The sequence below is a fragment of the Emcibacteraceae bacterium genome (genome assembly GCA_041396985.1).
In the GTDB taxonomy this organism is placed as follows: Bacteria; Pseudomonadota; Alphaproteobacteria; order Sphingomonadales; family Emcibacteraceae; genus Pseudemcibacter.
Genome location: JAWKXO010000001.1, coordinates 204,404 through 229,533, shown reverse-complemented (window position 1 = coordinate 229,533; position 25,130 = coordinate 204,404). Strand labels below are relative to the sequence as shown.

Annotated in this window: 24 protein-coding genes; 20 read left to right on the top strand and 4 right to left on the bottom strand. The window is 44.5% G+C overall.

Annotation, left to right across the window (positions count from 1 at the left end):
- Positions 1 to 173: 173 nt before the first annotated feature.
- The 13 genes from tpiA (at position 174) to R3D86_01000 (ending at position 12,381) form a co-directional block, all read left to right on the top strand.
- Positions 174 to 932, top strand: a complete 759-nt coding sequence (gene tpiA, locus R3D86_01060; protein ID MEZ5756790.1) for a triose-phosphate isomerase — start codon at positions 174 to 176, stop codon at positions 930 to 932.
- Positions 933 to 1,039: 107 nt separating this feature from the next.
- Entirely contained in the window at positions 1,040 to 1,375 is a 336-nt protein-coding gene (secG, locus tag R3D86_01055) for a preprotein translocase subunit SecG (protein ID MEZ5756789.1), read from the top strand.
- Between the two features lie 78 nt (positions 1,376 to 1,453).
- Positions 1,454 to 3,085 (top strand): CTP synthase, encoded by a 1,632-nt coding sequence (locus R3D86_01050; GenBank protein ID MEZ5756788.1) that lies wholly within the window; start codon positions 1,454 to 1,456, stop codon positions 3,083 to 3,085.
- An 18-nt stretch (positions 3,086 to 3,103) separates the two neighbouring features.
- A complete protein-coding gene (eno, locus tag R3D86_01045; GenBank protein ID MEZ5756787.1) occupies positions 3,104 to 4,375 on the top strand; it encodes a phosphopyruvate hydratase in 1,272 nt (423 codons plus the stop codon).
- 165 nt (positions 4,376 to 4,540) lie between these two features.
- A complete protein-coding gene (locus R3D86_01040) occupies positions 4,541 to 4,807 on the top strand; it encodes a septum formation initiator family protein (GenBank protein MEZ5756786.1) in 267 nt (88 codons plus the stop codon).
- 256 nt (positions 4,808 to 5,063) lie between these two features.
- Entirely contained in the window at positions 5,064 to 6,110 is a 1,047-nt protein-coding gene (gene pdhA, locus R3D86_01035) for a pyruvate dehydrogenase (acetyl-transferring) E1 component subunit alpha (GenBank protein MEZ5756785.1), read from the top strand.
- A gap of 18 nt (positions 6,111 to 6,128) precedes the next feature.
- On the top strand, positions 6,129 to 6,356 hold the full coding sequence (locus R3D86_01030) for a biotin/lipoyl-containing protein (GenBank protein ID MEZ5756784.1): 228 nt from the start codon (positions 6,129 to 6,131) through the stop codon (positions 6,354 to 6,356).
- A 12-nt stretch (positions 6,357 to 6,368) separates the two neighbouring features.
- Positions 6,369 to 7,520 (top strand): pyruvate dehydrogenase complex E1 component subunit beta, encoded by a 1,152-nt coding sequence (locus R3D86_01025; protein MEZ5756783.1) that lies wholly within the window; start codon positions 6,369 to 6,371, stop codon positions 7,518 to 7,520.
- Between the two features lie 2 nt (positions 7,521 to 7,522).
- Positions 7,523 to 8,809, top strand: coding sequence for a pyruvate dehydrogenase complex dihydrolipoamide acetyltransferase (locus R3D86_01020; GenBank protein ID MEZ5756782.1), 1,287 nt, complete (start codon positions 7,523 to 7,525; stop codon positions 8,807 to 8,809).
- A gap of 11 nt (positions 8,810 to 8,820) precedes the next feature.
- Positions 8,821 to 10,239 carry a dihydrolipoyl dehydrogenase gene (gene lpdA, locus R3D86_01015; protein MEZ5756781.1) on the top strand — a complete coding sequence of 473 codons (1,419 nt, stop codon included), beginning with the start codon at positions 8,821 to 8,823 and terminating at the stop codon, positions 10,237 to 10,239.
- Between the two features lie 26 nt (positions 10,240 to 10,265).
- Positions 10,266 to 11,249, top strand: coding sequence for a lipoyl synthase (gene lipA / locus R3D86_01010; GenBank protein MEZ5756780.1), 984 nt, complete (start codon positions 10,266 to 10,268; stop codon positions 11,247 to 11,249).
- Complete coding sequence (locus tag R3D86_01005; GenBank protein MEZ5756779.1) at positions 11,249 to 11,683, top strand: type II toxin-antitoxin system RatA family toxin; 435 nt, start codon at positions 11,249 to 11,251, stop codon at positions 11,681 to 11,683. The genes lipA and R3D86_01005 overlap by 1 nt, the downstream gene beginning before the upstream one ends.
- A gap of 11 nt (positions 11,684 to 11,694) precedes the next feature.
- A complete protein-coding gene (locus R3D86_01000) occupies positions 11,695 to 12,381 on the top strand; it encodes a fumarylacetoacetate hydrolase family protein (protein ID MEZ5756778.1) in 687 nt (228 codons plus the stop codon).
- Between the two features lie 6 nt (positions 12,382 to 12,387).
- On the opposite strand, the gene R3D86_00995 is transcribed toward R3D86_01000, so the two are convergent.
- Both R3D86_00995 and R3D86_00990 read right to left on the bottom strand, forming a co-directional pair.
- Positions 12,388 to 12,774: a hypothetical protein gene (locus R3D86_00995; GenBank protein MEZ5756777.1), complete on the bottom strand. Its 387-nt coding sequence runs from the start codon at positions 12,772 to 12,774 to the stop codon at positions 12,388 to 12,390.
- Between the two features lie 56 nt (positions 12,775 to 12,830).
- Positions 12,831 to 13,604 (bottom strand): alpha/beta hydrolase, encoded by a 774-nt coding sequence (locus R3D86_00990; GenBank protein MEZ5756776.1) that lies wholly within the window; start codon positions 13,602 to 13,604, stop codon positions 12,831 to 12,833.
- 246 nt (positions 13,605 to 13,850) lie between these two features.
- Here R3D86_00990 and R3D86_00985 point away from each other — a divergent pair, with 246 nt between their 5' ends.
- Positions 13,851 to 14,963 carry a CapA family protein gene (locus R3D86_00985; GenBank protein MEZ5756775.1) on the top strand — a complete coding sequence of 371 codons (1,113 nt, stop codon included), beginning with the start codon at positions 13,851 to 13,853 and terminating at the stop codon, positions 14,961 to 14,963.
- Between the two features lie 90 nt (positions 14,964 to 15,053).
- A complete protein-coding gene (locus R3D86_00980) occupies positions 15,054 to 16,538 on the top strand; it encodes a lipopolysaccharide biosynthesis protein (GenBank protein ID MEZ5756774.1) in 1,485 nt (494 codons plus the stop codon).
- A gap of 3 nt (positions 16,539 to 16,541) precedes the next feature.
- Here R3D86_00980 and R3D86_00975 read toward each other — a convergent pair whose 3' ends face one another.
- Positions 16,542 to 17,789: an aminotransferase class V-fold PLP-dependent enzyme gene (locus R3D86_00975; protein MEZ5756773.1), complete on the bottom strand. Its 1,248-nt coding sequence runs from the start codon at positions 17,787 to 17,789 to the stop codon at positions 16,542 to 16,544.
- 145 nt (positions 17,790 to 17,934) lie between these two features.
- Between R3D86_00975 and R3D86_00970 the strand changes: the two genes are divergently transcribed.
- On the top strand, positions 17,935 to 18,348 hold the full coding sequence (locus R3D86_00970; GenBank protein MEZ5756772.1) for a hypothetical protein: 414 nt from the start codon (positions 17,935 to 17,937) through the stop codon (positions 18,346 to 18,348).
- A gap of 182 nt (positions 18,349 to 18,530) precedes the next feature.
- Positions 18,531 to 20,960: an FtsX-like permease family protein gene (locus R3D86_00965; protein ID MEZ5756771.1), complete on the top strand. Its 2,430-nt coding sequence runs from the start codon at positions 18,531 to 18,533 to the stop codon at positions 20,958 to 20,960.
- A gap of 15 nt (positions 20,961 to 20,975) precedes the next feature.
- Here the strand turns inward: R3D86_00965 and R3D86_00960 are convergent, their stop codons facing one another.
- The gene (locus R3D86_00960; GenBank protein ID MEZ5756770.1) at positions 20,976 to 22,283 is read right to left on the bottom strand and encodes a hypothetical protein; all 1,308 of its coding nucleotides are present in this window, start codon (positions 22,281 to 22,283) and stop codon (positions 20,976 to 20,978) included.
- A gap of 145 nt (positions 22,284 to 22,428) precedes the next feature.
- Here R3D86_00960 and R3D86_00955 point away from each other — a divergent pair, with 145 nt between their 5' ends.
- Genes R3D86_00955 through R3D86_00945 form a run of 3 tightly spaced genes read left to right on the top strand, consistent with a single transcriptional unit; the run spans position 22,429 to position 25,130 of the window.
- Positions 22,429 to 22,953 carry a MarR family transcriptional regulator gene (locus tag R3D86_00955; GenBank protein MEZ5756769.1) on the top strand — a complete coding sequence of 175 codons (525 nt, stop codon included), beginning with the start codon at positions 22,429 to 22,431 and terminating at the stop codon, positions 22,951 to 22,953.
- Positions 22,954 to 22,978: 25 nt separating this feature from the next.
- The gene (locus tag R3D86_00950) at positions 22,979 to 23,689 is read left to right on the top strand and encodes a DUF4166 domain-containing protein (GenBank protein ID MEZ5756768.1); all 711 of its coding nucleotides are present in this window, start codon (positions 22,979 to 22,981) and stop codon (positions 23,687 to 23,689) included.
- Positions 23,682 to 25,130, top strand: coding sequence for a TIGR01777 family oxidoreductase (locus R3D86_00945; protein MEZ5756767.1), 1,449 nt, complete (start codon positions 23,682 to 23,684; stop codon positions 25,128 to 25,130). Before R3D86_00950 ends, R3D86_00945 begins: the two co-directional genes overlap by 8 nt.

Genomic DNA, 25,130 nt, shown 5'->3' with positions numbered 1-25,130 from the left:
CTTTTTGTGAGCATTCATAATATATGCTCTAAAAATATAATTGCGGCATAATAGTTACCTGCCTTGCTAATCGCAACCATAAAAGCGACTAAAAACCAACAATCAATATAGAAAATTTGCTAAATATCTGTTAGGTACATGTTCAATTATTAACTAGAAGGATAAAATATTCAATGACAGCACCCAAAGCACTTGTTGCCGGAAACTGGAAGATGAACGGACTTAAGGCTTCCGCCAGTGAATTATCTAAGCTCAATACCTTAATTCAGGAAAAAGGTGCAAAGTGCGATGTGCTGATTTGTCCGCCCTATACACTGATCAATGCATTCGTCAGTTTAAATACAAAAAATGTATCAATTGGGGCCCAGGATTGTCATATGAATATGAGCGGGGCCCATACGGGCGATATTTCAGCGGAAATGATCCGTGATCTGGGTTGCGATTTTATTATTATCGGTCATTCAGAGCGCAGGGCCGATCACGGCGAAAGCAATGAAATTGTAAAAGCAAAGGCGGTGGCTGCGCAGTCGGTTGGTGCAACGGCAATTATATGTGTCGGTGAAACGATAGAAGAAAGAGAAGCCGGAAAAGCGCTTCAGGTGGTCACGACGCAGCTAAAGGCATCAATTCCGGACAGTGCGAAAGTGGAGAATACAATAATAGCGTACGAGCCTGTCTGGGCGATTGGCACAGGACACACACCAACGGCAGGTGATGTTGAAGAAGTTCACCAAGCGGTACGTGAAGTGTTGCAGTCACGTTTTGGTGATGCAGGCAGCAATATAAGAATATTATATGGCGGTTCAGTTAAAGCCTCAAACGCTCTGGAACTTATGTCGGTAAAGAATGTCAATGGTGCCCTGGTCGGTGGTGCCAGCCTTAAGGCGGATGACTTTTACGGGATAATATCCGCTTATGATAAAATTGGCTAATTTTATACTAGCCATTGTCGGTTCTTTAGAGTAAAAGCCTCTTGTAATTAACATGAATAACGCTATTTATACGTAAAGCGAAATTTAAAAAGATAGAGTAAAATAAGATGGAATCAGTCATTCTTGTTATACATTTGATGTTGGCAGTTGCCCTTGTCATTACAGTATTACTGCAGCAGTCAGAAGGCGGAGCCCTTGGAATAGGGGGTGGCCCCACAAGTATGATGAGCAGTCGTTCGGCCGCGAATCTTCTGACCCGGATGACAACAATTATTGCGGGTTGTTTTTTTGTGACCACGCTTTTGCTGGCTTGGATGGCCGAGCAGGACGCCTCAAGAACATCAGTTCTTGATGGTGTGACCCCTCCGGCAGCAGTGCAAACTGTACCTGAAGTTCCCGAAGCACAAACGGATAACGCCCCTCAGGTCCCCGTTTCAAATTAATATAAAGCGGTACCCCCGGTGCCGCTTCATTTTTATAGTAAAAAAATTTAGTTCGTATTTCTGGATAGCAAATAACTAATGGCACGTTATATATTTATTACTGGTGGTGTGGTTTCCTCGTTGGGGAAGGGACTCCTCTCCGCAGCTCTTGGTGCATTGCTGCAATCGCGCGGATATTCTGTAAGACTTAGAAAACTCGATCCCTATCTTAATGTTGATCCCGGTACCATGTCGCCCTATCAGCATGGCGAGGTTTTTGTAACTGACGATGGTGCGGAAACGGATCTTGACCTTGGACATTATGAGCGGTTTACCGGAGTTCCGGCGCGCCAGTCGGATAACGTCACCACGGGACGGATCTATTCAGATATTATTGCCAAGGAAAGACGGGGAGATTATCTGGGCGCAACAGTTCAGGTCATTCCCCATGTAACCAATGCCATTAAGGAATTTGTCACATCGGATATTGATGATGATACAGATTTCGTTCTCTGTGAAGTTGGGGGAACTATCGGTGATATTGAAAGCCTGCCGTTTCTTGAGGCGATCCGCCAGCTTGGTAATGATCTGCGTGGTCAATGTATTTATGTCCATTTGACACTGGTGCCCTATATTGCCGCTGCGGCAGAACTTAAAACCAAGCCAACCCAGCATTCAGTGAAGGAACTTCGCAGTATCGGTATTCAGCCGGATGTACTTGTCTGCCGCACGGAACATGAAATTCCCGATGATGAACGGCGCAAAATCGGGCTTTTCTGTAATGTACCGGAAAGCGCGGTTATTCAGGCGCTTGATGCCAACAGCATTTATGAAGTGCCGCTAAATTACCACGCGGAAGGACTTGATATCGAAGTGCTTAAAGCATTTGATATTGATCCCAAGGATAAAACACCAGACCTGAGCCGCTGGCTTGACGTTTCCGATCATGTCAATGAGCCGGAAGGTGAGGTGACAATTGCCGTGGTTGGAAAATATGTGCAGCTTAAGGATGCCTATAAATCACTGTCCGAAGCCCTGGTTCATGGCGGTTTTGCCAATAATGTTGACGTCAAACTTGAATGGATTGATGCGCGCATTTTCGAAGATGAAAATGCGATGAGCGCGCTTGAAGAAGTGGATGGTATTATCGTTCCCGGTGGCTTCGGTGAGCGCGGTGCTGAAGGCAAGATTGCAGCGGCAAAATTCGCCCGCGAAAGAAAAATTCCCTATTTTGGAATATGTTTCGGAATGCAGATGGCCTGTATTGAAGCGGCCCGTAATCTTGCCGGTATTGAGGGCGCGAATTCGACAGAATTTGGCAAATGCGATGCCCCGATAGTCGGTCTGATGACCGAATGGGAACTGGATGGTGTGATCCATATCCGAAGTGAGGATGATGACAAGGGCGGCACCATGCGTCTTGGCGCATATGAAGCGCATCTTGAACCCGGCAGCCGGGTTGCCGAAATTTATGGCAGCGAGGTTATTTTTGAACGTCATCGCCACCGGTATGAGGTCAATATCAATTACCGGGAAAAACTAGAGGCAGCAGGGCTTAAATTTTCCGGCCTTTCCCCGGACGGAACACTACCGGAAATTGTTGAAATTCCGGATCATCCATGGTTTATCGGCGTACAGTATCATCCTGAACTCAAATCAAAGCCGTTTGACCCACACCCATTATTCGCTTCATTCATTGGGGCGGCACTGAAACAATCCCGACTGGTTTAATGAAGTAAGAGACAAATTATGACAGCAATTATCGATATCAAAGCCCGTGAAATATTGGATAGCCGTGGTAATCCAACCGTTGAGGTTGATGTAACACTGGAAACCGGTGCGTTCGGCCGTGCGGCTGTGCCTAGCGGGGCGTCAACCGGCGCTCACGAAGCGGTGGAACTTCGTGACGGTGGCAGCCGATATATGGGTAAAGGTGTTGAAAAAGCCGTCGAGGCCGTTAATACGGAACTTTATGATGCGCTCACAGGGATGGACGCGGAAGAACAGATTATTCTGGATAATGCCATGCGTGAGCTGGACGGAACAGATAATAAATCCCGTCTTGGCGCCAATGCAATATTGGGCGTCAGCCTGGCAACGGCAAAAGCGGCCGCTGACGAAGCCGCAATGCCGCTTTACAGTTATCTTGGCGGGCCGCATGCCCATATCCTGCCGGTGCCGATGATGAATATTATCAATGGCGGTGAACATGCTGATAACCCGATTGATATTCAGGAATTTATGATTATGCCGGTTTCCGCCGGCAATATCCGTGATGCGATCCGCATGGGTGCTGAAATTTTCCACACCCTTAAAAAGAACCTGTCTGACGCGGGGCATAATACCGGAGTCGGTGATGAGGGCGGTTTTGCCCCCAATTTGAATGGAACCACGGAAGCCCTTGATTTTATCATGAAATCAATTGAAAAAGCCGGTTATAAACCGGGTGATGATGTGATGCTGGCCCTTGATGCCGCTTCATCAGAATTTTATAAAAACGGTAAATATGTGCTAAGCGGTGAGGGCAAAACCCTGGATGCCGGACAAATGGTTGATTATTACGTTGACCTTTGCAGCAGATACCCGATCCTGTCCATTGAAGACGGCATGGATGAAGACGACTGGGATGGCTGGAAAGCTTTGACAGACGCTATTGGAAATAAAGTCCAACTTGTTGGCGATGATCTTTTTGTGACCAACCCGAAAAGACTTTCCAGTGGCATAAAACAGGGTGTGGCAAATTCAATTCTGGTTAAAGTCAATCAGATCGGCACCCTTTCTGAAACTTTTGAAGCGGTCGATATGGCGCATCGTGCCTCCTATACATCCGTGATGTCACACAGAAGCGGGGAAACCGAAGATGCCACGATTGCCGATCTTGCCGTAGCAATGAATTGTGGTCAGATCAAAACCGGATCACTGGCAAGATCGGACCGTTTGGCCAAATATAATCAGCTGATCCGCATTGAAGAACTGCTCGGCACTGCCGCGAAATATGCCGGTCAGTCAATCTTGCGCTGAATCAAATAGTTCTTGAAATACTCTAACCTACTACATCTAGTATGTAAGCTATGTTACTGACTCTAGGCGATTCTTTTTTTTGGGAAAACACTTGACCCGGCGAATCGGATGTGATTCTCTGAGGGAATGAGAAACACAAAACCAATATTTTTCCGTATGAAAAAAATGACAGTACCGTTTGTAGCGTTACTGATATCGGGTTATTTTGCGGCTCACGGCGTTAAAAGCGTTACGGCACAAAAGGTTTTAAAAGAAGAAATCAGGACTTTGGAGGCAGAGCAGGCAAGAATTGAAGCCAGTAAAAAAGACCTGGAACTTCACGTGGGTCTGCTGTCAAGCAATCATGTTGACCCCGATTATCTGGATGAGCTTGTCAGAAAAGATCTTGGCTTTACCCATCCCGATGAAATTGTCATTCCCGAGAAAAAATAATTCCTATAAAGTTATAATATTGCAAAAGTCTTTTGTTTTCATATTGTTACAGAGGCATTAACCATAGCTATAAAAAATTAACAATATTATTTAATTAACTCAAATTAAGTTAATTAAAAATAAGTGTTGTATTTCAATAACTTTTGGTGATTATAGTAATATGTTTTAAGGATAATCTTTATCCTTATTTAAGGCTTTTCTACATATCTTGCGGAAAGGCCTTATAGGACTAACATCAACAATATGAGTGAGGAATATGGCTAAAAAACCTGCCCCCCGCAAAACAAAAAGCGGGAAACCCGCCGCACGCCGCAAGGAAGTAAAAAAATCTGATCCTGCGGTATCCAACGAAGAACTAATTGAATATTACAAGGATATGCTGCTGATGCGCCGCTTTGAGGAAAAAGCGGGACAGATGTATGGCATGGGCCTGATCGGTGGTTTCTGCCATCTATATATCGGTCAGGAAGCTGTTGTAACCGGGATACAGTCGGTTCTGAAGAAAGGCGACAGTGTTATCACCAGTTACCGTGATCATGCCCATATGCTTGCCTGTAAAATTGATCCAAAAGTGATTCTCGCGGAACTGACCGGAAGGGAAACCGGTATTTCAAAGGGTAAGGGCGGTTCCATGCATATGTTCAGTGTTGAACATGATTTTTACGGCGGTCACGGCATCGTAGGAGCACAGGTTCCCATCGGTGCCGGTCTTGCATTTGCCCATAAATATCGCAAAAACGATAATGTATCCGTTACATATTTTGGTGATGGCGCCGTTAATCAGGGACAGGTCTATGAAAGCTTTAATATGGCTAAACTCTGGAATCTGCCGGTTGTTTATGTGATTGAAAATAACCAGTATGCCATGGGGACATCCCTTGCGCGTGCGTCTTCGGAAATTGAACTTCACCGCCGCGGTGACAGTTTCAAAATTCACGGTGAAGCCGTTGACGGTATGGATGTGTTGGCTGTTCGTGAAGCAGCGGCCCGGGCAGTTGCAAAATGTCGTGCTGGCGAAGGCCCTGCCTTGCTGGAAATGAAAACTTATCGTTACCGCGGACATTCCATGTCGGATCCGGCAAAATATCGTTCCAAGGAAGAAGTCTCCAAAATGCGGGCAGAGTTTGACCCGATTGATCAGGTTAAAAAACGTCTTCTCGATGGAAATATCATGACAGAGGACGAACTCAAGCAGATTGATAAAGATATTAAAGAGATCGTATCGGAAGCGGCTGATTTTGCCCAGTCAAGTGCTGAACCGGCAGCTTCAGAACTTTATACCGACATCCTGGTCGCAGAATAATAAGAAGGAATAATCATTATGTCAGTAGAAATTCTTCTCCCCGCTATGTCTCCGACGATGACGGAAGGGACAATTGCAAAATGGACGAAAAAAGAAGGCGATAAAGTATCTCCCGGCGATATCATAGCCGAAATTGAAACAGATAAAGCAACCATGGAGCTTGAAACAGACGAAGAAGGCGTGATGGGCAAGATCCTAGTGTCGAAGGCGCCGAAGGCATTGCCGTCGGTACGCTTATCGCTGTGATCCTTGAAGAAGGTGAAGATCCGAAAGATTCTGGAAGGGGTGACAGCAACTGTTCATCCGACACCTATCGTACCACCAACCGTAGTTGGTGCCGATGCCGCCGATGCGGTGCACCAGCCACCAACCCCGGTTAAGGCAGCCCTTCATGAAGATGATATTCCGGAAGGGGCAACCCTCGTTAATATGACTGTTCGTGAAGCGCTTCGTGACGCCATGGCAGAGGAAATGCGCCTTGACCCGGATGTATTTGTTATGGGTGAGGAAGTCGCCGAATATCAGGGGGCTTATAAAGTAACCCAAGGCTTATTGCAGGAATTCGGCCCGGAACGGGTTATTGATACCCCGATTACCGAGCAGGGTTTCGCCGGTCTGGGTGTCGGTGCCGCGATGGCAGGACTTAAGCCGATCGTTGAATTTATGACCTTTAACTTCGCCATGCAGGCAATAGACCAGATTGTAAACTCAGCGGCAAAAACACATTATATGTCCGGCGGTCAGATCAGATGCCCGATCGTGTTCCGTGGTCCTAACGGTGCCGCATCGCGTGTTGCAGCACAGCATTCACAGAATTATGCATCATGGTATGCCCATATTCCGGGACTGATTGTTATTGCACCATATTGCGCCGCTGACAGCAAAGGTCTTCTGAAAGCGGCGATCAAAAGCCCTAACCCTGTCATTTTCCTCGAAAATGAAATTACCTATGGTTACAGCTTTGATGTGCCGGATGTTGAAGATTATACCATTCCGATCGGCAAGGCCAAAGTGGCCCGCCCGGGTTCAGATGTAACACTGGTAAGCTATTCAATCGGCGTAAAGTTTGCCCTTGATGCGGCAGAAAAACTGGCAGCAGAAGGCATTGACGCCGAAGTAATCGACCTTCGGACCATCCGTCCGCTGGATATGGATACGGTAATTGAGTCGGTTAAGAAAACAAACCGCGTTGTCTGTGTCGAGGAAGGCTGGGCCACATGTTCAGTCAGTTCCGAGATTTCGGCCCGCTTGATGGAAGATGCTTTTGATTATCTTGACGCACCGGTCATGCGTGTCACCAATGAAGATGTGCCAATGCCATATGCGGCAAATCTCGAAAAAATGACAGTCGTGAATGACGAACGCATCATCAAGGCAGCCAAAGCCGTTTGCTATAAAGAAGGAGAATAATCATGGCGATTTCACTTACCATGCCGGCACTTTCTCCTACGATGGAAACGGGTACTCTGGCAAAATGGCTTGTTAAAGTTGGTGATACTGTTGAAAGCGGTACTGTCCTTGCTGAAATTGAAACCGATAAAGCGACAATGGAATTTGAAAGCATTGATGATGGTGTTGTCGGCAAATTGCTTGTGGATGAGGGAACAGAGGATATCCCGGTCGGACAATTAATCGCTGTCCTGCTTGAAGAGGGTGAAGATGCCTCAGCGGCAGATGCCATCAAGGCCGATGCTCCGACCGCAAAAGCGGAAAAAGCACCTGAAGTAAAAGCTGAGCCGAAAAAAGAGGCTGCACCGGCTCCTGAACCGAAGCCAGCACCGGCGGCGGCACCAGTTGCTGCGGCAAAACCGGCGGCTCCTGCGCCAAAAGCCGCATCTGGTGAACGCATCTTTGCATCACCACTTGCCAGACGGATTGCAGAGCAAAGTGGTTATGACATTTCACAAATTTCCGGTAGCGGCCCAAAAGGCCGTGTGATCAAACGGGATGTAGAAAATTATACGCCGGCCGCAAAATCGGCGACAACGGCGGGTGCCGTATCACTTGAGGGTGATGCACCATATGAAGTTGTCAAGCTGAGCAATATGCGTAAAACAATTGCCAAGCGCCTTAGCGAAAGCAAGCAGACCGTTCCGCATTTTTATCTTTCAGTGGATATTGAACTTGATACGCTGCTTGCCGCCAGAAAACAGCTTAATGCCATGTCGGATGACTTTAAAATTTCCGTCAATGATTTTGTGATTAAAGCCTGTGCTGCGGCACTGATGAAAGTGCCGGAAGCCAATGTGCAATATTTGGGTGATGTGATGCATCAGTTTAAGCGGGCCGATATTTCGGTTGCGGTGGCCATTGATGGCGGTCTGATCACACCGGTAGTCCGTGGTGCAAATCAAAAAGGTCTGCGTCAGATATCCGAGGAAACTAAAGATCTGGCCAAGCGTGCTCATGAAGGGAAGCTTGCACCCGAGGAATATGCCGGCGGGACTTTCTCCATTTCCAACATGGGAATGATGGGCGTTAAGCAGTTTGATGCCGTGATTAACCCTCCACAGGCCGCAATTCTTGCTGTCGGTGCCGGCGAACAGCGCCCGGTTGTTAAAAATGGTGAACTTGCGGTTGCCACTGTGATGACCGTAACACTTTCATGTGACCATCGTGCTATTGATGGTGCCGTTGGTGCGGCGTTCCTGGCAGCCTTAAAAACATTCCTTGAACAACCATCAGCAATGCTGCTTTAAAGGAGAAAGAGATGAGCAATCAAAAATTTGATATGGTCGTGCTCGGCTCCGGCCCGGGTGGATATGTTGCTGCGATCCGTGCAGCACAGCTGGGCTTTAAAACGGCGGTGGTTGAGCGCGCGGAACTGGGGGGGATCTGCTTAAATTGGGGCTGTATCCCGACCAAGGCGCTGCTAAGATCGGCTGAAGTGTTCCATAATATGAAACATGCGGCGGATTATGGGCTGGTTGCCGGTCAGCTGGGTTTCGATCTTGATAAGGTTGTTAAGCGCAGCCGCGGTGTTGCCGCTCAGCTGAGTGGCGGTATCAAGCATTTGATGAAAAAAAATAAAATCACCGTGATTGAAGGGCAGGGAACTCTTGTTTCACCGGGTAAATTGTCGGTCGAAAAGGACGGTCAGAAAACCGAAGTTGAAGCCACCGATATCATCCTTGCAACCGGAGCTCGGGCCAAGGAACTGCCCCATCTGAAAGCGGACGGGGAACTGGTCTGGACTTATCGTCATGCGCTGGTGCCAAACACCATGCCGAAAAAGCTGCTGGTGATTGGCTCAGGCGCGATCGGCATTGAATTTGCCAGCTTCTTTAATGAACTGGGATCAGAAGTGACCGTAGTTGAAATGATGGACCGCGTCCTCCCGGTTGAGGATGAGGAAATATCAGCCTTTGCCGCCAAATCGTTCAAGGCGCAGGGAATGAAGCTGATGACATCGGCCAGTGTGACCAAACTGGATAAGAAAAAATCAACAGTCGTCTGCACCGTTGAAAGTAAAGACGGCAAGTCCGAACAGATCGAAGTGGACCGTGTCATTATCGCTATCGGCATTGACGGTAACGTTGAAAATATTGGCCTTGAAAAAAACAATATCAAAATTGATCGTGGCCATGTTGTCACCGATGAATGGGGCCATACAGGCGTCAAAGGTGTTCATGCGATTGGGGACCTTACCGGTCCACCGTGGCTTGCCCATAAAGCGAGCCATGAAGGTGTTATTCTGGTTGAAAAAATTGCCCGTGATAAAGGCAATAAGGACATTAAGGACCTTCACCCAATGGATAAGGGTAATATTCCGGGTTGTACCTACTGCCGTCCGCAGGTGGCCAGTGTCGGAATGACCGAAAAAGCGGCAATTGCCGCAGGACACAAGGTTAAAGTTGGACGTTTTCCGTTTATCGGAAATGGAAAAGCCATTGCCATGGGTGAAGCAGAAGGCATGATGAAAACGGTTTTTGATGAAAAAACCGGTGAACTGCTCGGTGCCCATATGGTTGGTGCGGAAGTGACGGAAATGATTCAGGGCTATACAGTAGCCAGAACTCTTGAAACAACCGAAACCGAACTGATGCACACAGTCTTCCCGCATCCGACCATGTCTGAAATGATGCATGAAGCGGTACTTGACGCCTTTGGTAAAGCGTTACATATATAAACCGAACATATTTTATCGGATTGACTATGAGCGAAGCAGAAAAAATAAACGAAATTAAGCGTAAGCCGGATTGGATACGGGTCAAAGCCCCTGTATCCAAAGGATATAATGAAACCCGTAACCTGATGCGGGGGCTTAAGCTTAATACCGTTTGTGAAGAGGCGGCCTGTCCGAATATTGGTGAGTGCTGGACCAAAAAGCACACAACCGTGATGATCCTTGGCGATACCTGCACACGTGCCTGCCGTTTTTGCAATATTAAAACAGGAAAAGGCAATCCGGTTGATCCTGACGAGCCAGCCAATGTTGCAGAAATGGTTGTTGTGACAGATATGAAGCATATCGTCATTACGTCTGTTGACCGTGATGATCTGGAGGATGGCGGTGCTGATCAGTTTGTAAAAGTCATTGCCGCTGTGCGCGCGGCGTCACCCAATACCACAATAGAAATCCTGACCCCCGATTTCAGGAACAAACCCGGTGCCCTAGAAAAAGTGGTGGCAGCAAAGCCGGATGTGTTTAATCATAATCTTGAAACGGTTCCGCGCCTTTATACCCATATCCGGCCGGGAGCTCGTTATTTCCATTCCCTTAATCTGCTATCCAAGGTCAAGGAAATTGATCCGGAAATATTCACCAAATCCGGCATAATGGTTGGGCTTGGCGAAAGTGAAGTTGAAGTCATTCAGGTGATGGATGATATGCGCTCTGCCGATATTGATTTTATGACTATTGGACAATATCTTCAACCGACCAAAAAGCATGTGGCCGTCGAAGAATTTATTAAGCCTGATCAGTTTCTGAAATATAAAAAGCGGGCCATGTCAAAAGGGTTCCTGCATGTTTCGTCATCACCTCTGACCCGGTCAAGTCATCATGCCAGTGAGGATTTTGAGGTTTTGCAGGCAGCCCGTCGAGCCCAGCTTGAAAAGGCGGAAAGCAAACGTCATGAAGATGCGCCGATTGATATTGAGGAAATGAAAAAACATAATCCCAATTATGAATTCTAATGCCCAGCTTTATAGAAGATAGGATTTTTCCATACACCGTCAGACAAATGTATGATCTGGTGGCGGATGTAAGAAAATATCCTGAATTTCTGCCCTGGTGTATCGGCTCGCGTGTCTATAACGAAAAACCGACAGATTTTTACGCGGACCTGATCATTGGTTTCAAGGTTTTCAGGGAACGCTTTACGTCGCATGTCATCCTGTCCGATGGCAGAATTGAAATTGATTATATCAAAGGCCCGCTAGACTATCTTCATAATTTATGGGAATTCAGGGAAATGGAAGGGGGCGGCTGCGCCCTTCATTTTGAAGTGGACTTTGAATTTAAAAATAAATTATTTCAGAAAATGGTTGGCGGATTATTCACGGAAGCGGTACATAGAATGGTCATGTCATTTGAGGGACGTGCCGAAGAATTATATGGACATAAATAAGGATTATTTTAATGACAATGATTTTTGAACCAAAAGCCACCCCGACTGTGGAGATCGCCGGAACAGACAAAAAATTTCCGGTAAACCGGATTTACTGTGTTGGCTTGAATTATGTGGATCATGTCCGTGAATTTGGGGAAGATCCGGCAAAAATAAAACCTGTTTATTTCATGAAACCGGGCGATGCCGTGGTGGCAAACGGTGTCGATGTTCCTTATCCATCCCATACCAAAAATTTCCATTATGAAATTGAACTTGTCGTTGCCATTGGCAAACGCGCCTCATTTGTCAGCGAAGCCGATGCAGAAGATTATATTTACGGCTATGCAGTCGGTAATGATCTGACGCGTCGGGATATGCAGCTTGCCCTGAAAGACAAGGGGATGCCTTGGGATCCATCAAAAGGGTTTGATAGGTCGGCTCCGATTTCTGCCATTCATCCGGCAAGCGTCATCGGTCATCCGAAACAAGGGCGTATCTGGCTTAGCGTCAATGGCGACGTCAAACAGGACAGCGATATTGATCAGATGATTGCCGGAACCGCAAAAATAATTTCCGAACTATCCGAGCTTTATACCCTGGAGCCGGGCGATTTGATTTTTACCGGAACACCGTCAGGCATTGGCCCGGTGGTTTCAGGCGATCTGATGGAAGCGGGGATTGACGGCATTGATACCCTGACAACCAGGGTGAGCTAGGGAAAATCAGTCTGGTGGACCAATATAGACCGGATTATTCGGGTTACCGGCACCGTAAGGGTTGTTAATACTATCCGGGGAATTGGGATTACCATAGCGACCATAAGGATTTGATGTGCTCTCCGGATCAAAAGGGTTACTGCTTAAACGCCCACGATAATTTCCTTGTTTATCATAAAGTTTTGGTGCGTTGGTTGCGTAAGGATTATTGGCTGACTCATTGCTGAACGGGCTGCCGCGTCTGCTATAGGGGTTATTAACGCCGTCTGATTTAAATTGGCTGCCGGCGCCAAAAGGATTGTTGATACAATCCGAATCAAACCTTGAACAGTTGCCCACCTTTTCCTGTGCTGATGCAACAGCAGGAAAAACCAGAACCAATAACGCTATCATAAAATGTTTTATTTTCATATTTCAAAAATAGAACAAATGAAGAACATTGTCAATATTTATTTACGAATAATGTTCGCTGATGCTTCGGGATGACTGGTAATCATAAAATGGCTTGCCGGTTCAATGATTTCAAGCCGGCTGTGCGGCAAATGATTATTGAGTGTTTCTGCGATGGTTTTTGCCACCTGATTTGATTTGCCACCATGAATGATAGAGACCGGAAGTTCAAGTGATTGATAGTCATCCGGCTTGCGGCTGATTGAATTGCAGATTTTCCAGTGCCGCAGATTATTTTTAGTCATGAATGACATTTGTGTTTTTATGTGGTCGGGAATAAGATCGAATGATCCGGAACCACCCCAGAAATCAATCACTTTGGCGCAGGCATTTGCTTCTCCTTTACGGGCGGCTTCCTCATAGTCCTTTACAAATTCGGTCACAGTTTTTAGTGCCGGCTGATGATTGTATGTTTTTAATATTGAAACATAAACCGGTTCAAACAGGGTAAGCTTTTGAATGGGGAGGTTTAGGGAAAGCGCCGCTTCGAGCGCCACGACTCCGCCATAAGAATGACCAATTAGATGGATGTCATCAAACTTTTGTTGATGTTTCTCTATTTCATCTAAAATAACATCAAACTCAGGGCTTAATGTAGGCTGATCAAAATCAGTCGGGTCGATCAATCCACCATGCCCCGGCAAATTGATGGCCATCAGTTCATTTTGACCATTCAGATTCTCAATAATTTTTCGCCAGCTATTTGCATTGGCAAAAGAACCGTGAATAAAAATTTTAAGGGTTTGGTGATCACGTTTATTTAATGAGGTCATAGATCTGAACATTCATTTGAATTAAAGGACATATGGCTGACCTTAAATATGGGCTATAAAACACTATATTAAAATGACTATAATGTCATATATTTAACCGGAATATTATGTCATCGTAATAATTAAAATAAAATATTGGCTAATTAACGAAAACTTAAAGTTAAAACAATAGGTTATGAAAAATAAGAAGCCCTTCGATTGCGGATATGCCGGAGGAATAAAACAAGTCGGACCCGGAATGTCATAATGAAGAAAGAAATAAAAATTGGTTTTGTAGGGGATTTTTGTCTGGCAAAAACCCATTTGAAGCCGCGGTCCTATATTGAAAATATATTTGAAGTCTGCAGTAAGTTGAATAGCCAGGTCGATTTGGCACTGGCCAATCATGAATTCTGTATCGTGCCGCCGGGCAGTGGAAAAGTCGGTGGAATGGGATTGCCGGCTGAAAATGCCGATGAAATTAAAAAAGCCGGTTTTGATATTTATTGTCTGGCCAATAATCATATCGGTGATTTTGGTGACCAGGCGATTATTCACACGAAAGAGTTTTTGGAAAAACATGACTGCATGGCAGTTGGGGTAGGAAAAAACCGGGAAGAGGCGATTGAACCATTAATCACCGAAGTGAATGGTTTTCGGGTTGCCGTTGTCAATTTCTGCGATGCCACACAATATGCCGCCGGGAAAAATTCTATTGGACTTGCCCATATTGAAAAAAAACTGCTGAGCAAATCAATCTCCAAAGCCAGAAAAAATGCGGATCTGGTCATTGTCGTACTTCATGCTGATCTTGAATTTACGAATTATCCGTCACCTGCACGGGTGAAACTTTCCAGGGAACTCGCCACACTTGGTCCAGATATCATCATTCAGCATCATCCCCATGTGCTGCAGGGGATTGAATATTATGGGAATACGCTTATTGCCTATTCACTTGGGAATTTTGTTTTTCCGGTTTATGGATCCGGGTATGGTGATAAATATCATGATAATGCCAGTGAAAGTGTCTATTTATCGGTCCATGTAAAAGAAGACGATGGTGGTAAGCGGGTGATGACGTATGACGTTATTCCGGTGCAGCTTGATAAGCAGAATAATACTTATTTTCCAGCAGAAGATAAATGTGAAGCGATTAAAGCTGATCTGAATAAATATAGTGAAGCGCTGGCAGATGATAAATTCCTGCGGGAATTTTATTATCAGGAATGCCGTAAACAGATGCGTGATCTGGTTTATGATATTTATTACAGGTCTGCCAAACAAGGGATCATGGCGGGAATCAGATATCTTTTTAAGCATCTTGAGACGAAATCACACACAAACTGGATGCGTGGTTATTTCACTTTTGGCAGATACTAAGTTGTTATTTAAAGGATATTTTAATACTAATCATTTACCAGTAATATCCGTAACATTATTCAAAAAAATTATTAGCTAAAGCAACTCTATATGTCCGAAGAACCCAGCATCAAAAAGAAAACCTTTTTTGCCACATTATGGACGGTAAGTTCACGGATGGCGATCCGTTTAATTGGCATGGTCAGCCTGGTCATTATGGCAAAAATTCTGGGACCGGAGGATTATGGTCTGGTCGGCAAAGCAATGGTTGTTTATGGTTTTCTGGAACTGGTAACGGAACTTGGACTGGAAGCGGCACTGATTACAAACCAGAAAGCCAGTCAGGATCATTATAATACTGTCTGGACTATTCATATCCTGCGCGGGCTGTTTATTGCCTTTATGCTTCTTATCCTGGCCTATCCGGCTTCCATTTATATGAATGAAGAAGAAATCCGGCCCATTTTCTACTGTTATGCCGCTGTTTCATTTATTGGCGGGTTTTACAATATTGGTGTTGTCAATTTCCGCAAGGAAATGACTTTTTCCAAGGATTTTTATTATAATCTGGGCGGAAAAATTGCCGGTTTTGTGGTGGCGGTAACGACCGCTTATATCTGGGAAACCTATTGGGCACTGGTGTTCGGGATTGTTGCAAGTACGGTTTCAAAAATTATTTTAAGTTTTGCAATGTCACCGATGCGGCCAAAACTGTCGCTGGCCGAGTTTCAGTCGCTGTTTGATTTTTCAAAATGGATGCTGCTTAATGAACTGATCAGTGCCATTTCAAGTAAAGCTGACGGGTTTATGCTCAGTGTGTACACATCGACAGCAAATGTCGGTATTTATAATATGTCCTATGAAATTTCCGGTCTTCCGTCAACGGAGATAGCGATGCCCGTTGGGCGTGCCTGTACGCCGAGTTTTTCCAAGCTTAAGGAAAATATGGATGATTTTTCGGACATGTATATCTCCACAATCAGTATTGTTCTTGCGATTGTCATTCCAGCCGCAACAGGCGTCAGTCTGCTTGCAGAACAGGTGGTTTATCTTGTACTTGATGAAAGCTGGGTTGATGCAATACCGGTAATTCAGGTTCTTTCGATGTATGGGCTTTGCCGGGCCACTTTCCCGACATATATTTCAGCGATGCTGGCCTATAACCGGCCCGATATTTTAACAAAAACATCATTCATCAGCGTGTTTTACACTGTTGCTATTTCATATATAGGGATAACCCAGTTTGGGTTTATGGGGCTTGTCTGGGGTGTTCTGCTCGTCGGTATAATCAGAGTGTCTATTGCCCAGTTGATCGCCCGTCATTTAAAAATACTATCTTTCAGGTTGCTGGCCAAAAATATCTGGCGCGTCCTTCTTGCCAATTTTGCCATGATCGCGGGGTTATTATATTATCTTCAGTTTGATATTGCGGTTCTTGACGGCTTGCTATTGATCAAATTTATCCTGGATGTCTTTGTCGGTACTTCTGTCTTTTGCATAACCTTAATTACATTATGGGTCATGTGCGGCAAATGCGAGGGTCCCGAAAAAGCAATTCTCGGGACTTTACTAAAAGGGCGCTGGGGGACAAGCTAGTCTTTAGTTCACAATTTTCTTAATGGCTTCAAGAAATTTTATCACTTCATCCGTCGTGTTATAATGACACATGGAAACCCGTACGCAGTTTTTCTGTCCCAGCGGGATCAGGATATTTCCCGAAAAATAATCATTCTTTCGCACATGAACCCGGATTCCGGCCTCGCGAAGGGCAGTGACAACATCAACACTGTCCATGCCATCAACCCAGAAGGAAACCAGACCTTTGCGGTGCGGATTATCATTTCCACCGATGATGGTGACATTTTTAAGTTCAGCCAGGCCGGGCTGTCCGCCTGCGCCATGGATCATCTGATCGGTTATATCTTTTTCGTGATGGCTGACTGCTTTGCCCGCAGCAACAAGACGTTCACGAAGGTTTGCTGAATTGCTGAAAAAACCACCAAGCCAGTTGAAATAATTCACCACTTCCGAAAAAGTTGCGTAGGACGCCGTATCACGGGTCCCGAGTTCCCACTGATCTTCAGGGGAGCCGATCAGACGGTTATGGGGCAGGGTGGCAAGGCGAGGTGATACCCAGGCAATGCCATAACCATGTCTTGAGAAAACCTTGTAGGGTGAAATGACATAACCATCAATATCATAACCATCAATATCAAGCGCACCGTGAGCGGCATGCTGAATTCCATCAACAATAATAATACAGTCAGGTGAAACCTCGCGGATAGTGGCAGCAATGGATTTCACATCAACAGATATACCGGTCACTGGACTTGTATGTAAAATGGTCGCAACCCTTGTTTTTTCTGTAACAAGCGGGCGATAATCATCAGCACTGACGCTTCCGGTTTCGTTGTCGTGGATGACTTTGACATAATCAACCCCGGCAATTTCGGCCCAGCGCGTACAGGCACTGACCGATGCCGGATGCTCTAGCGTGCTTCCCAATACTTCGCTATCCTTAGGAATGCTGAGTATCGCGGCACTGATCAGCCGAAACAATAGCTCAGTTCCGCTTTCACCAACAAAAACGGGTCCATCTGATGCACCAAAAAATGTCCTGATGTCATTTTTGGCTTTATTGATGATATTTGAAAGCTCGATTGATGCCGGATTGTCGCGGCCCTGATTATCGGGTACTGCTGCCAGTTCTTTTGAGCGCTCAACCACTGACTTCAGGGTCAGGGCGCCACCGGCATTTTCAAAAAAAATTCTTTTCCCCTGATAAGGGCAATGGTCCACCAATTCAAAGTGGTCGCGGACTTTGATCATCAACTCATTATTAAACATTGGGCATAAACCTTAAATTAAAATATGTTTATTCATAGCGACAAAATGATCAATGATCAATCACAGTAATGTGATTAAATTTGGGTGGTTAATTTTTGTTGCTTCGCTAATCTGATCATTCAATTTATAACTCAGGGGAAATATCATGAGTGATGACACTATTCTATCTTCGCAGCGGCGTAATATTGAAATTTCATTGTTGCTGATGCGTCTTACTGTTTTTCTTGTCATGTTGGTTTGGACAATTGATAAATTTACCAATCCTGGACATGGGGCCAGAATTCTTGAAAGCTTTTATTTTATTGAAGGGGCTGGTGAAACCATCGTTATGGTGATGGGGGCAGTCGAAATCGTGCTAATATTTGCATTTGTTGCGGGCCTATGGAAAAAATATACATACGGTATAATTCTCATTCTTCATGGGCTAACCACTTTTGCATCATGGAAACAATATCTGAATATGAATTTACTTTTTTATGCTGCATGGCCAATGCTGGCGGCGTGTATTGCGCTTTATTTGCTTCGTGATCTCGATGTAAAATATACTTTATCCAGATGATATTATAATCTTAAAATAATGTCCGAAATCGCACATTTATGTTCGCTTTCGGACATATTTTTTGATACTTTGATAAAAAGATTTCTATAACTGATTGAACCAAAAGCATTTAATTTTTGGCATATTTTTTGCTCTTATTATTAAAAACGGTTACGATTTTGAAAATAGGGAAGGAAACGCCGATGTTCAAAAGTTATCTGACCAGTACGTTTCGCGATATTTTTAATAATAAAGGCTATAGCGCCATTAATATTATTGGTCTGGCGGTGGCCATGGCTGCCTGTCTGCTGATTTTCTTATTTGTTAATGATGAACTTGGCTACGATAAATTTATTCCCGACGCGGAAAGTACTTACCGCATTGAAGTCACTGCAAAATCGCCAAATCGTGCGGAGGAGAAATATCCATGGTTTATGGGCGCTTATGGCCCCCTGATAAAGGAAAGATCTCCTGATATTGATGACACAACACGCTATCAGACAAATAGATTGGCAGTTGGGGTAGGAGACAGGTTTTTTTATGAAAATATCACATTCACTGATCCAAATTTTCTGGATTTTATGGGCCTGACCGCCCCAAAGGATGTTTTAAAAGATCAGCAGTCGATTGTCATTACCCAAAAAATCGCCAATAAATATTTTCCTAATGAGGACGCGGTAGGCAAAACCATGACTGTCGCGGGGACTGTTGATTATCGCGTCGCCTATGTCATGCCGGACCTTCCACGCAAATCGCATCTGGCGATTGATATGGTGGCACCATATAATCAGGAATTTTTCAGCGGTGTTAATACGGAATATATGTCCATGAACAATGCGACATATGTAAGGATGAAGCCGGGTCGGTCACCGGAACTGTTAAGACCGCTTATCTCAACGCTTATTGATGAAAATGTCCCTCAGAATGATCAGGGTATAAAGGCCAGTTCAAGCCGTATTCCCACGTTCATTGCGGTGCAGGATATCTATTTAAAATCACCGGCCGGTGTTATTGGAAAAGCCAGCGGCGATATTACCGTCGTGGTAGGTTTCATCAGTGTCGCCATTCTGATTGTCGTCATTGCAACCGTTAATTATATCAATCTGGCGACAGCCAGGGCCATTAAACGCGCCCGCGAAGTGGGCATCCGCAAAGTCATGGGGGCGACAAGGATGCAGCTTATTTCCCAGTTTTTGGGTGAATCCGTCATGATCACGCTTATTGCGGCAATTTTTGCGCTTGCCTTTGTCGAGATAATTTTACCCACATTTAATGCAGCACTGGATCGCCAGATCAATTTTGCGTTTTTTGAAGAACCGTTGATTTTATTATTGTTTTTACTGATTACGGCTTTGATCGGCATCATAGCGGGGCTCTATCCGGCTTTTTATCTTTCCGCTTTTAACCCGGCGACAGTGCTTAAGTCTGATCAGGGTGATAAAAGCACAATATTTCTTCGCCAGTTTCTGGTGTTCCTTCAATTTACCATTGCCATAACCCTGATTGCCGGGACAACAGTTGTGGTGCGCCAGACCATGTTTGCCACCAATATGGACCCGGGCTATGATAAGGAAGGTGTTCTGACCATTCATAATTTGCGCAGTAATAACCTGCTGGAAAAAGTTGAGCTATTGGATCAGCAGCTTGCGACAATTGAGGGAATTACATCCGTTGCCGCATCACAGTTTGTGCCGACTGACCTCTATGATTTTACAACGGGGATGAGCTTTGTTGGAAAACCGGATGAACCATTTGCCATGAGCATTTTATCCCATGAAGCGGAATTTTTTGATTTATATCGTTTGCGATTAAATGCAGGTCGCAAGCTTGAGGAAAACAGGCTGAGTGATAAGATTAGCAAATTCCCGGAAAAGGATAATGAAACCATTGAAACAAATGTTTTGCTCAATGAAACGGCGTCCCGCATTCTGGGTTTTTCCAAACCTGATGATGCATTGGGTCAGCAAATAAAATGGGATTTACAGGGGCCGGGACAGGCTGCCATTTTTACTGTGGTTGGGGTGATTGAGGATTTTCACTTAAGGTCTATTCATAAACCGGTCCGTCCTATGCTTTATCTGAATGCGCCGGCATTTTACCGGACCTTAAGTCTGCGTTTTTCAACCAATGATTTTTCGGGCCTTATTTCCAGACTTGAACGAAAATGGGCCGAAATCGCTCCGGGTGTCCCGCTTGGTTATCAGGTTCTTTCCGAACAGGTCGATCAGTTTTATTCATCCGAAAACAAACAAATGAAGGTGTTTGTAACCTTTGCGGTTCTTGCCATTATTATTTCTGCGATTGGTCTTCTTGGCCTGACGGCTTTTTCTGCCGAACGGCGAACCAGGGAAATTGGTATTCGTAAAGTGCTGGGGGCACGCACATTTGATATTATCCGACTTATGCTCGGTCAGTTTTCAAGGCCGGTTCTTATTGCTAATCTTGTTGCCTTACCAGCTGCATGGTTTTTGATGGACCGCTGGCTTTCCGGTTTTGAATACCGCATTGATCTTGATGTTTTATGGTTTATTGGTGCCGGGTTGGCAGCGCTCCTGATCGCATGGGCCACCGTAATCGGTTATTCCTATAAAGCGGCGCAGGCAAACCCGGCTCAATCCTTGCGCTATGAATGATAATACGATTAAATTCTACTGACCGGCGGAAAGATGCTCAAGTTTTAGCCCTTTGGCGGTTCTGGGCTTAAATCCCCTCCAGCGATTGTCACCAGTACCGTCATTGGCTTCACTTTTCAGGGACAGATAGTCGTCCATTTTTGCATCATTTTTAAGAAGCTTGCCGAAATAGGCGGTCACAAAATGATCAGCTATATTATTCATCCGCAGTTGATCCCAGACCGGATCCGAATAATGGGAATAAGCAACGCTTTTGCCGTCATTATAGGTCGCGGTGAAGGCTTCAACCGGGGCCGGAATAGGGGCAGCAGTATTATGGTTGCCATTTTCAAATGTCAGCAGATAACGGTCCGTGTTCACGGCTTTTTTAAAGATCAGTTTTGTTCCCTTTTCATAGCCGGATACATCATCGACACTACCCGAAATAAAAAACATTGGTTTTTTAATGTTTGCAAGACCTGCATCATCCCAAAATCCGCGTTCCATCCCCCAGGGGGCAATTGCGACAATGGCTTTAAAGCGCGGATCAATCAGTTTTTTGAAATTATCAGAGCCCACTGTTATTTTTGAAAGAATGCCTTCAGGGGAAGCCTCGCCCGTTTCACTTATTTTTTGGCTAACCCCGCCACCGGCGGTAATCACCGCACCATACCCGCCCATCGAATACCCAATAAGGCCGGTATTTTCTGTATCAACTATATTTTCAAGGAAATGACCTTTCTCATTACTAAAACGGGCAATTTCATCAAGTACAAATTTCTGATCGTAAGGCCGGTTCAGGAGTGTGCTTGGAAAGGCACCGGCATCCTGATAATTGCTGTCGGTATGATCAATGGCAGCAACAATATAACCATTCGAGGCAAGATGCTCCCCAAAATGGCTCATAAGAAACCGATTGCCCGGATAGCCATGGGAAATAATGACAAGAGGGTATTTCGTGCCCGAAATCGGCTTCGCGTCACGGACGGCGGCCCCATAAAGATCAACAAGCGTTTTTCCATCGCGAAGGTAAACATTATTGTATGTTCCGCCCGTTTTATCTGTATCTGCCGGGTACCACACTTCCACGGTGAGCGGCCGGTCATAATGGGGAAGGAGTTTTCCTTTTTCGATATTGACAACGTCAATCTGGTTTTTATGGATTAATTGAAGAGTACGGACACCGATTTTATAGTGACCCGGTGATGCCAGATCGGGTGCATCCGGCCATAATCCGTCAACACTGTTATCACGGGCAACTGAACTTACTGTGGCAATCATATTTAAAATAATCAGGGTCGCTATTCTTTTCATATTGCAGCCAATATCTTTATTTTCAATCATGTTAGCATAATCTCTCTTTTGGTTTACTACAAGTTGAAAAGGCCAACAAAAATTCCTGAACCTTTATGATTAATATATATCTTGACTTTTCTTTAAATTCTGTTATTTCTGTATTAACAGAAAATACTGAATATTGGAAAGTGCCATGAAATTAACACCCGTTATGGAAAAATTTATACTCTTTTGGGGAGAGATGGGAATTCGTTGGGGGGTCAATCGGTCGGTAGCACAAATTCATGCATTGCTTTATTTGGCTGAAAAGCCGTTACCGGCCGATGAAATCCAGGATATCCTTAAAATTGCCAGATCGAATGTGAGTAACAGTATTAAAGAATTGCAGAGCTGGAAACTTGTACATCTTGTTCATGTTATGGGTGACAGACGAGACCATTTTACTGCTCATGATGATCCGTGGGATATGGTGATGGCCATTGCAGAAGGACGAAAGCAACGTGAAATAGACCCGGCACTTGAAATGTTATCTGACTGTAAAGAGCGCCTTGAAAAGGATAAGGAAACACCGGATCACGTAAGGCGAAAGATTAATAATATGGCAAAATTTCTGGAAGAAACTTCTGACTGGTATGAGCAGATGCAGAATGTGCCCCGGTCCACTCTTAAGCGATTAATCAAATTAGGATCGAAAGTTGTAAAATTTATAAATAAGTGACAAACAGTGAATTGGGGAAAGTAGAATGAATATCAATATAGCATTGCATCAACGTAGCAGATATCACCCATTAAATTGGTTTAAGCCTAATTACAGGGCTGTTAATGATAATGGTAAGGTGTGTGGTCACCACGGCGATTTCCGCCCTTTGGTGGCGGGTGGAGGTTGGTATAGTCTGAGCGAAGGCATCAAATCAAGGTTTGATGCGATGGCAGAAAATCCTGCATTGGTTCGTTTTATAGGCACTATGGAAGTGAAAAGATCTAAAATTGGTGTTGTTTTTGCCTGGTTATGTAAGATTTTTGGCTCGCCCCTTACTCATCATTGTGGCAATGACGTACCGGTGACAGTTGATGTTTTTCCTGTTCCAAGCGGCGGAATGTGTTGGCAACGCATATATAATTTTAACAGACATAATAAAGTTACGGTTCAATCAATTAAACTGGTTGATAAGGAATATGGTCTGCTTGAATGTGTTGGCGGGGGACTAGGTATGCGCCTTAATGTATTTGAAAAGGGCGGGGCATTGCATTTCAAAAGTAATAAATATTTTTTTGAAATGCTGGGATTTCGTATTTCAATACCCCTTATAATAACACCCGGCGCAATTCATGTTGTTCAATCTGATGTTGATGCTGGTTTTTTCCGGTTTTATCTTTCTTTCAATCATCCCTGGTTTGGTCAAACATTTTATCAAAATGGAGTATTCACCAAAGAGGAGAAAAGCAATGAATAATGTTTTTATAGTTCTTTTGGTACAGGTCTTGTTAGGCGGATTTGATAACTTATGGCATCATGAAATTACCGAAAAATTACCGTCAAAACCCAGTGCTCTTCATGAACTGGCCATGCATTCTGTTAGAGAGTTGATTTATGGTGTAATTTTTGTTGGTTTGGCCTGGTTTGAATGGCACGGTTATTTTGCATATATGCTGGCTGGCTTATTGTTCGTAGAACTGATTGTTACACTTATTGATTTTATTATAGAAGATAAAACCAGAAAGCTTCCTGCATTTGAGCGTGTGCTGCATACACTCCTTGCAATAAATATAGGGATATTTTTTGCTGTTTTATTCCCAAGAGTATCCGGTTGGGCCGCTCAGGCCAGTGAGATGGTCTACGTTACTTATGGACTATGGAGCTGGTGTTATAGCCTTTTTGGTTTAGGTGTATTTATCTGGGGTATTCGCGATGCAATTGCCGTTATGAAATTACGCATTTTAAAAATACCCCTATGGCAAAGAAAACCAGTTAGCCATAGTGTTAAGGAAAATCCAAAAACCTACCTCATCACTGGTGGAACAGGGTTTATTGGGACAGCTCTTGTACGTGCTTTAATTATGCGTGGTGACAAAATCATTGTCCTTACACGGGATTTGGCGAAAGCTAAATATCAATTTGGTCCACAGGTAAGAGTAATAGAAGCACTGGATGAAATTTCTGATTACGAGAAAATAGATACCATCATTAATTTGGCTGGAGAGGCTTTGGCAGGTGGACTTTGGACCAAGACAAGAAAAAAATCATTTTTTGATAGCAGGATAAATATTACCAGATCTATTTTTCGGTTGGGGGAAAGACTTATTCAGAAACCACAATTATTAATCAATGCTTCTGCCATCGGGTATTATGGGAACCGGGGTGACAAGGAGCTACAAGAAAACAGTGCTCCGGAGACTGATTTTATGTCTGACCTGTGCCAGAAATGGGAAGTGGAAGCGAGAAAACTCGAACAATTGGGAATTAATGTCGTAAGATTACGTATTGGGCTTGTTCTTGGTAGGACAGGCGGAATATTTGTGCCCTTTGCCCTTTCTGCGCAACTGTTCGGTGCCATGATTTTAGGATCAGGCGAGCAGTGGATGAGCTGGATTAGTCTGAATGATCTGATACGAATGATTTTATTTATTGATGATCAAAAAGTTCAAAGCACTGTTATAAATGCAACTGCTCCGAAAGCCGTGCGCCAAAGTGAATTTATTAAAAAGCTGGCATCAAGTCTCCATCGGCCCGTATTATTCAGAGCACCGGGTTTCATACTTCGTTTTATATTACGCGATATGGCTGATTTATTTTTAAACGGACAGAAAGTTTTGCCAAACAAAGCAGAAAAACTTGGTTTCAATTTTGCTCATGAAAATATTGATGAGGCATTTAAATCAATTCTGGAAAGTTAA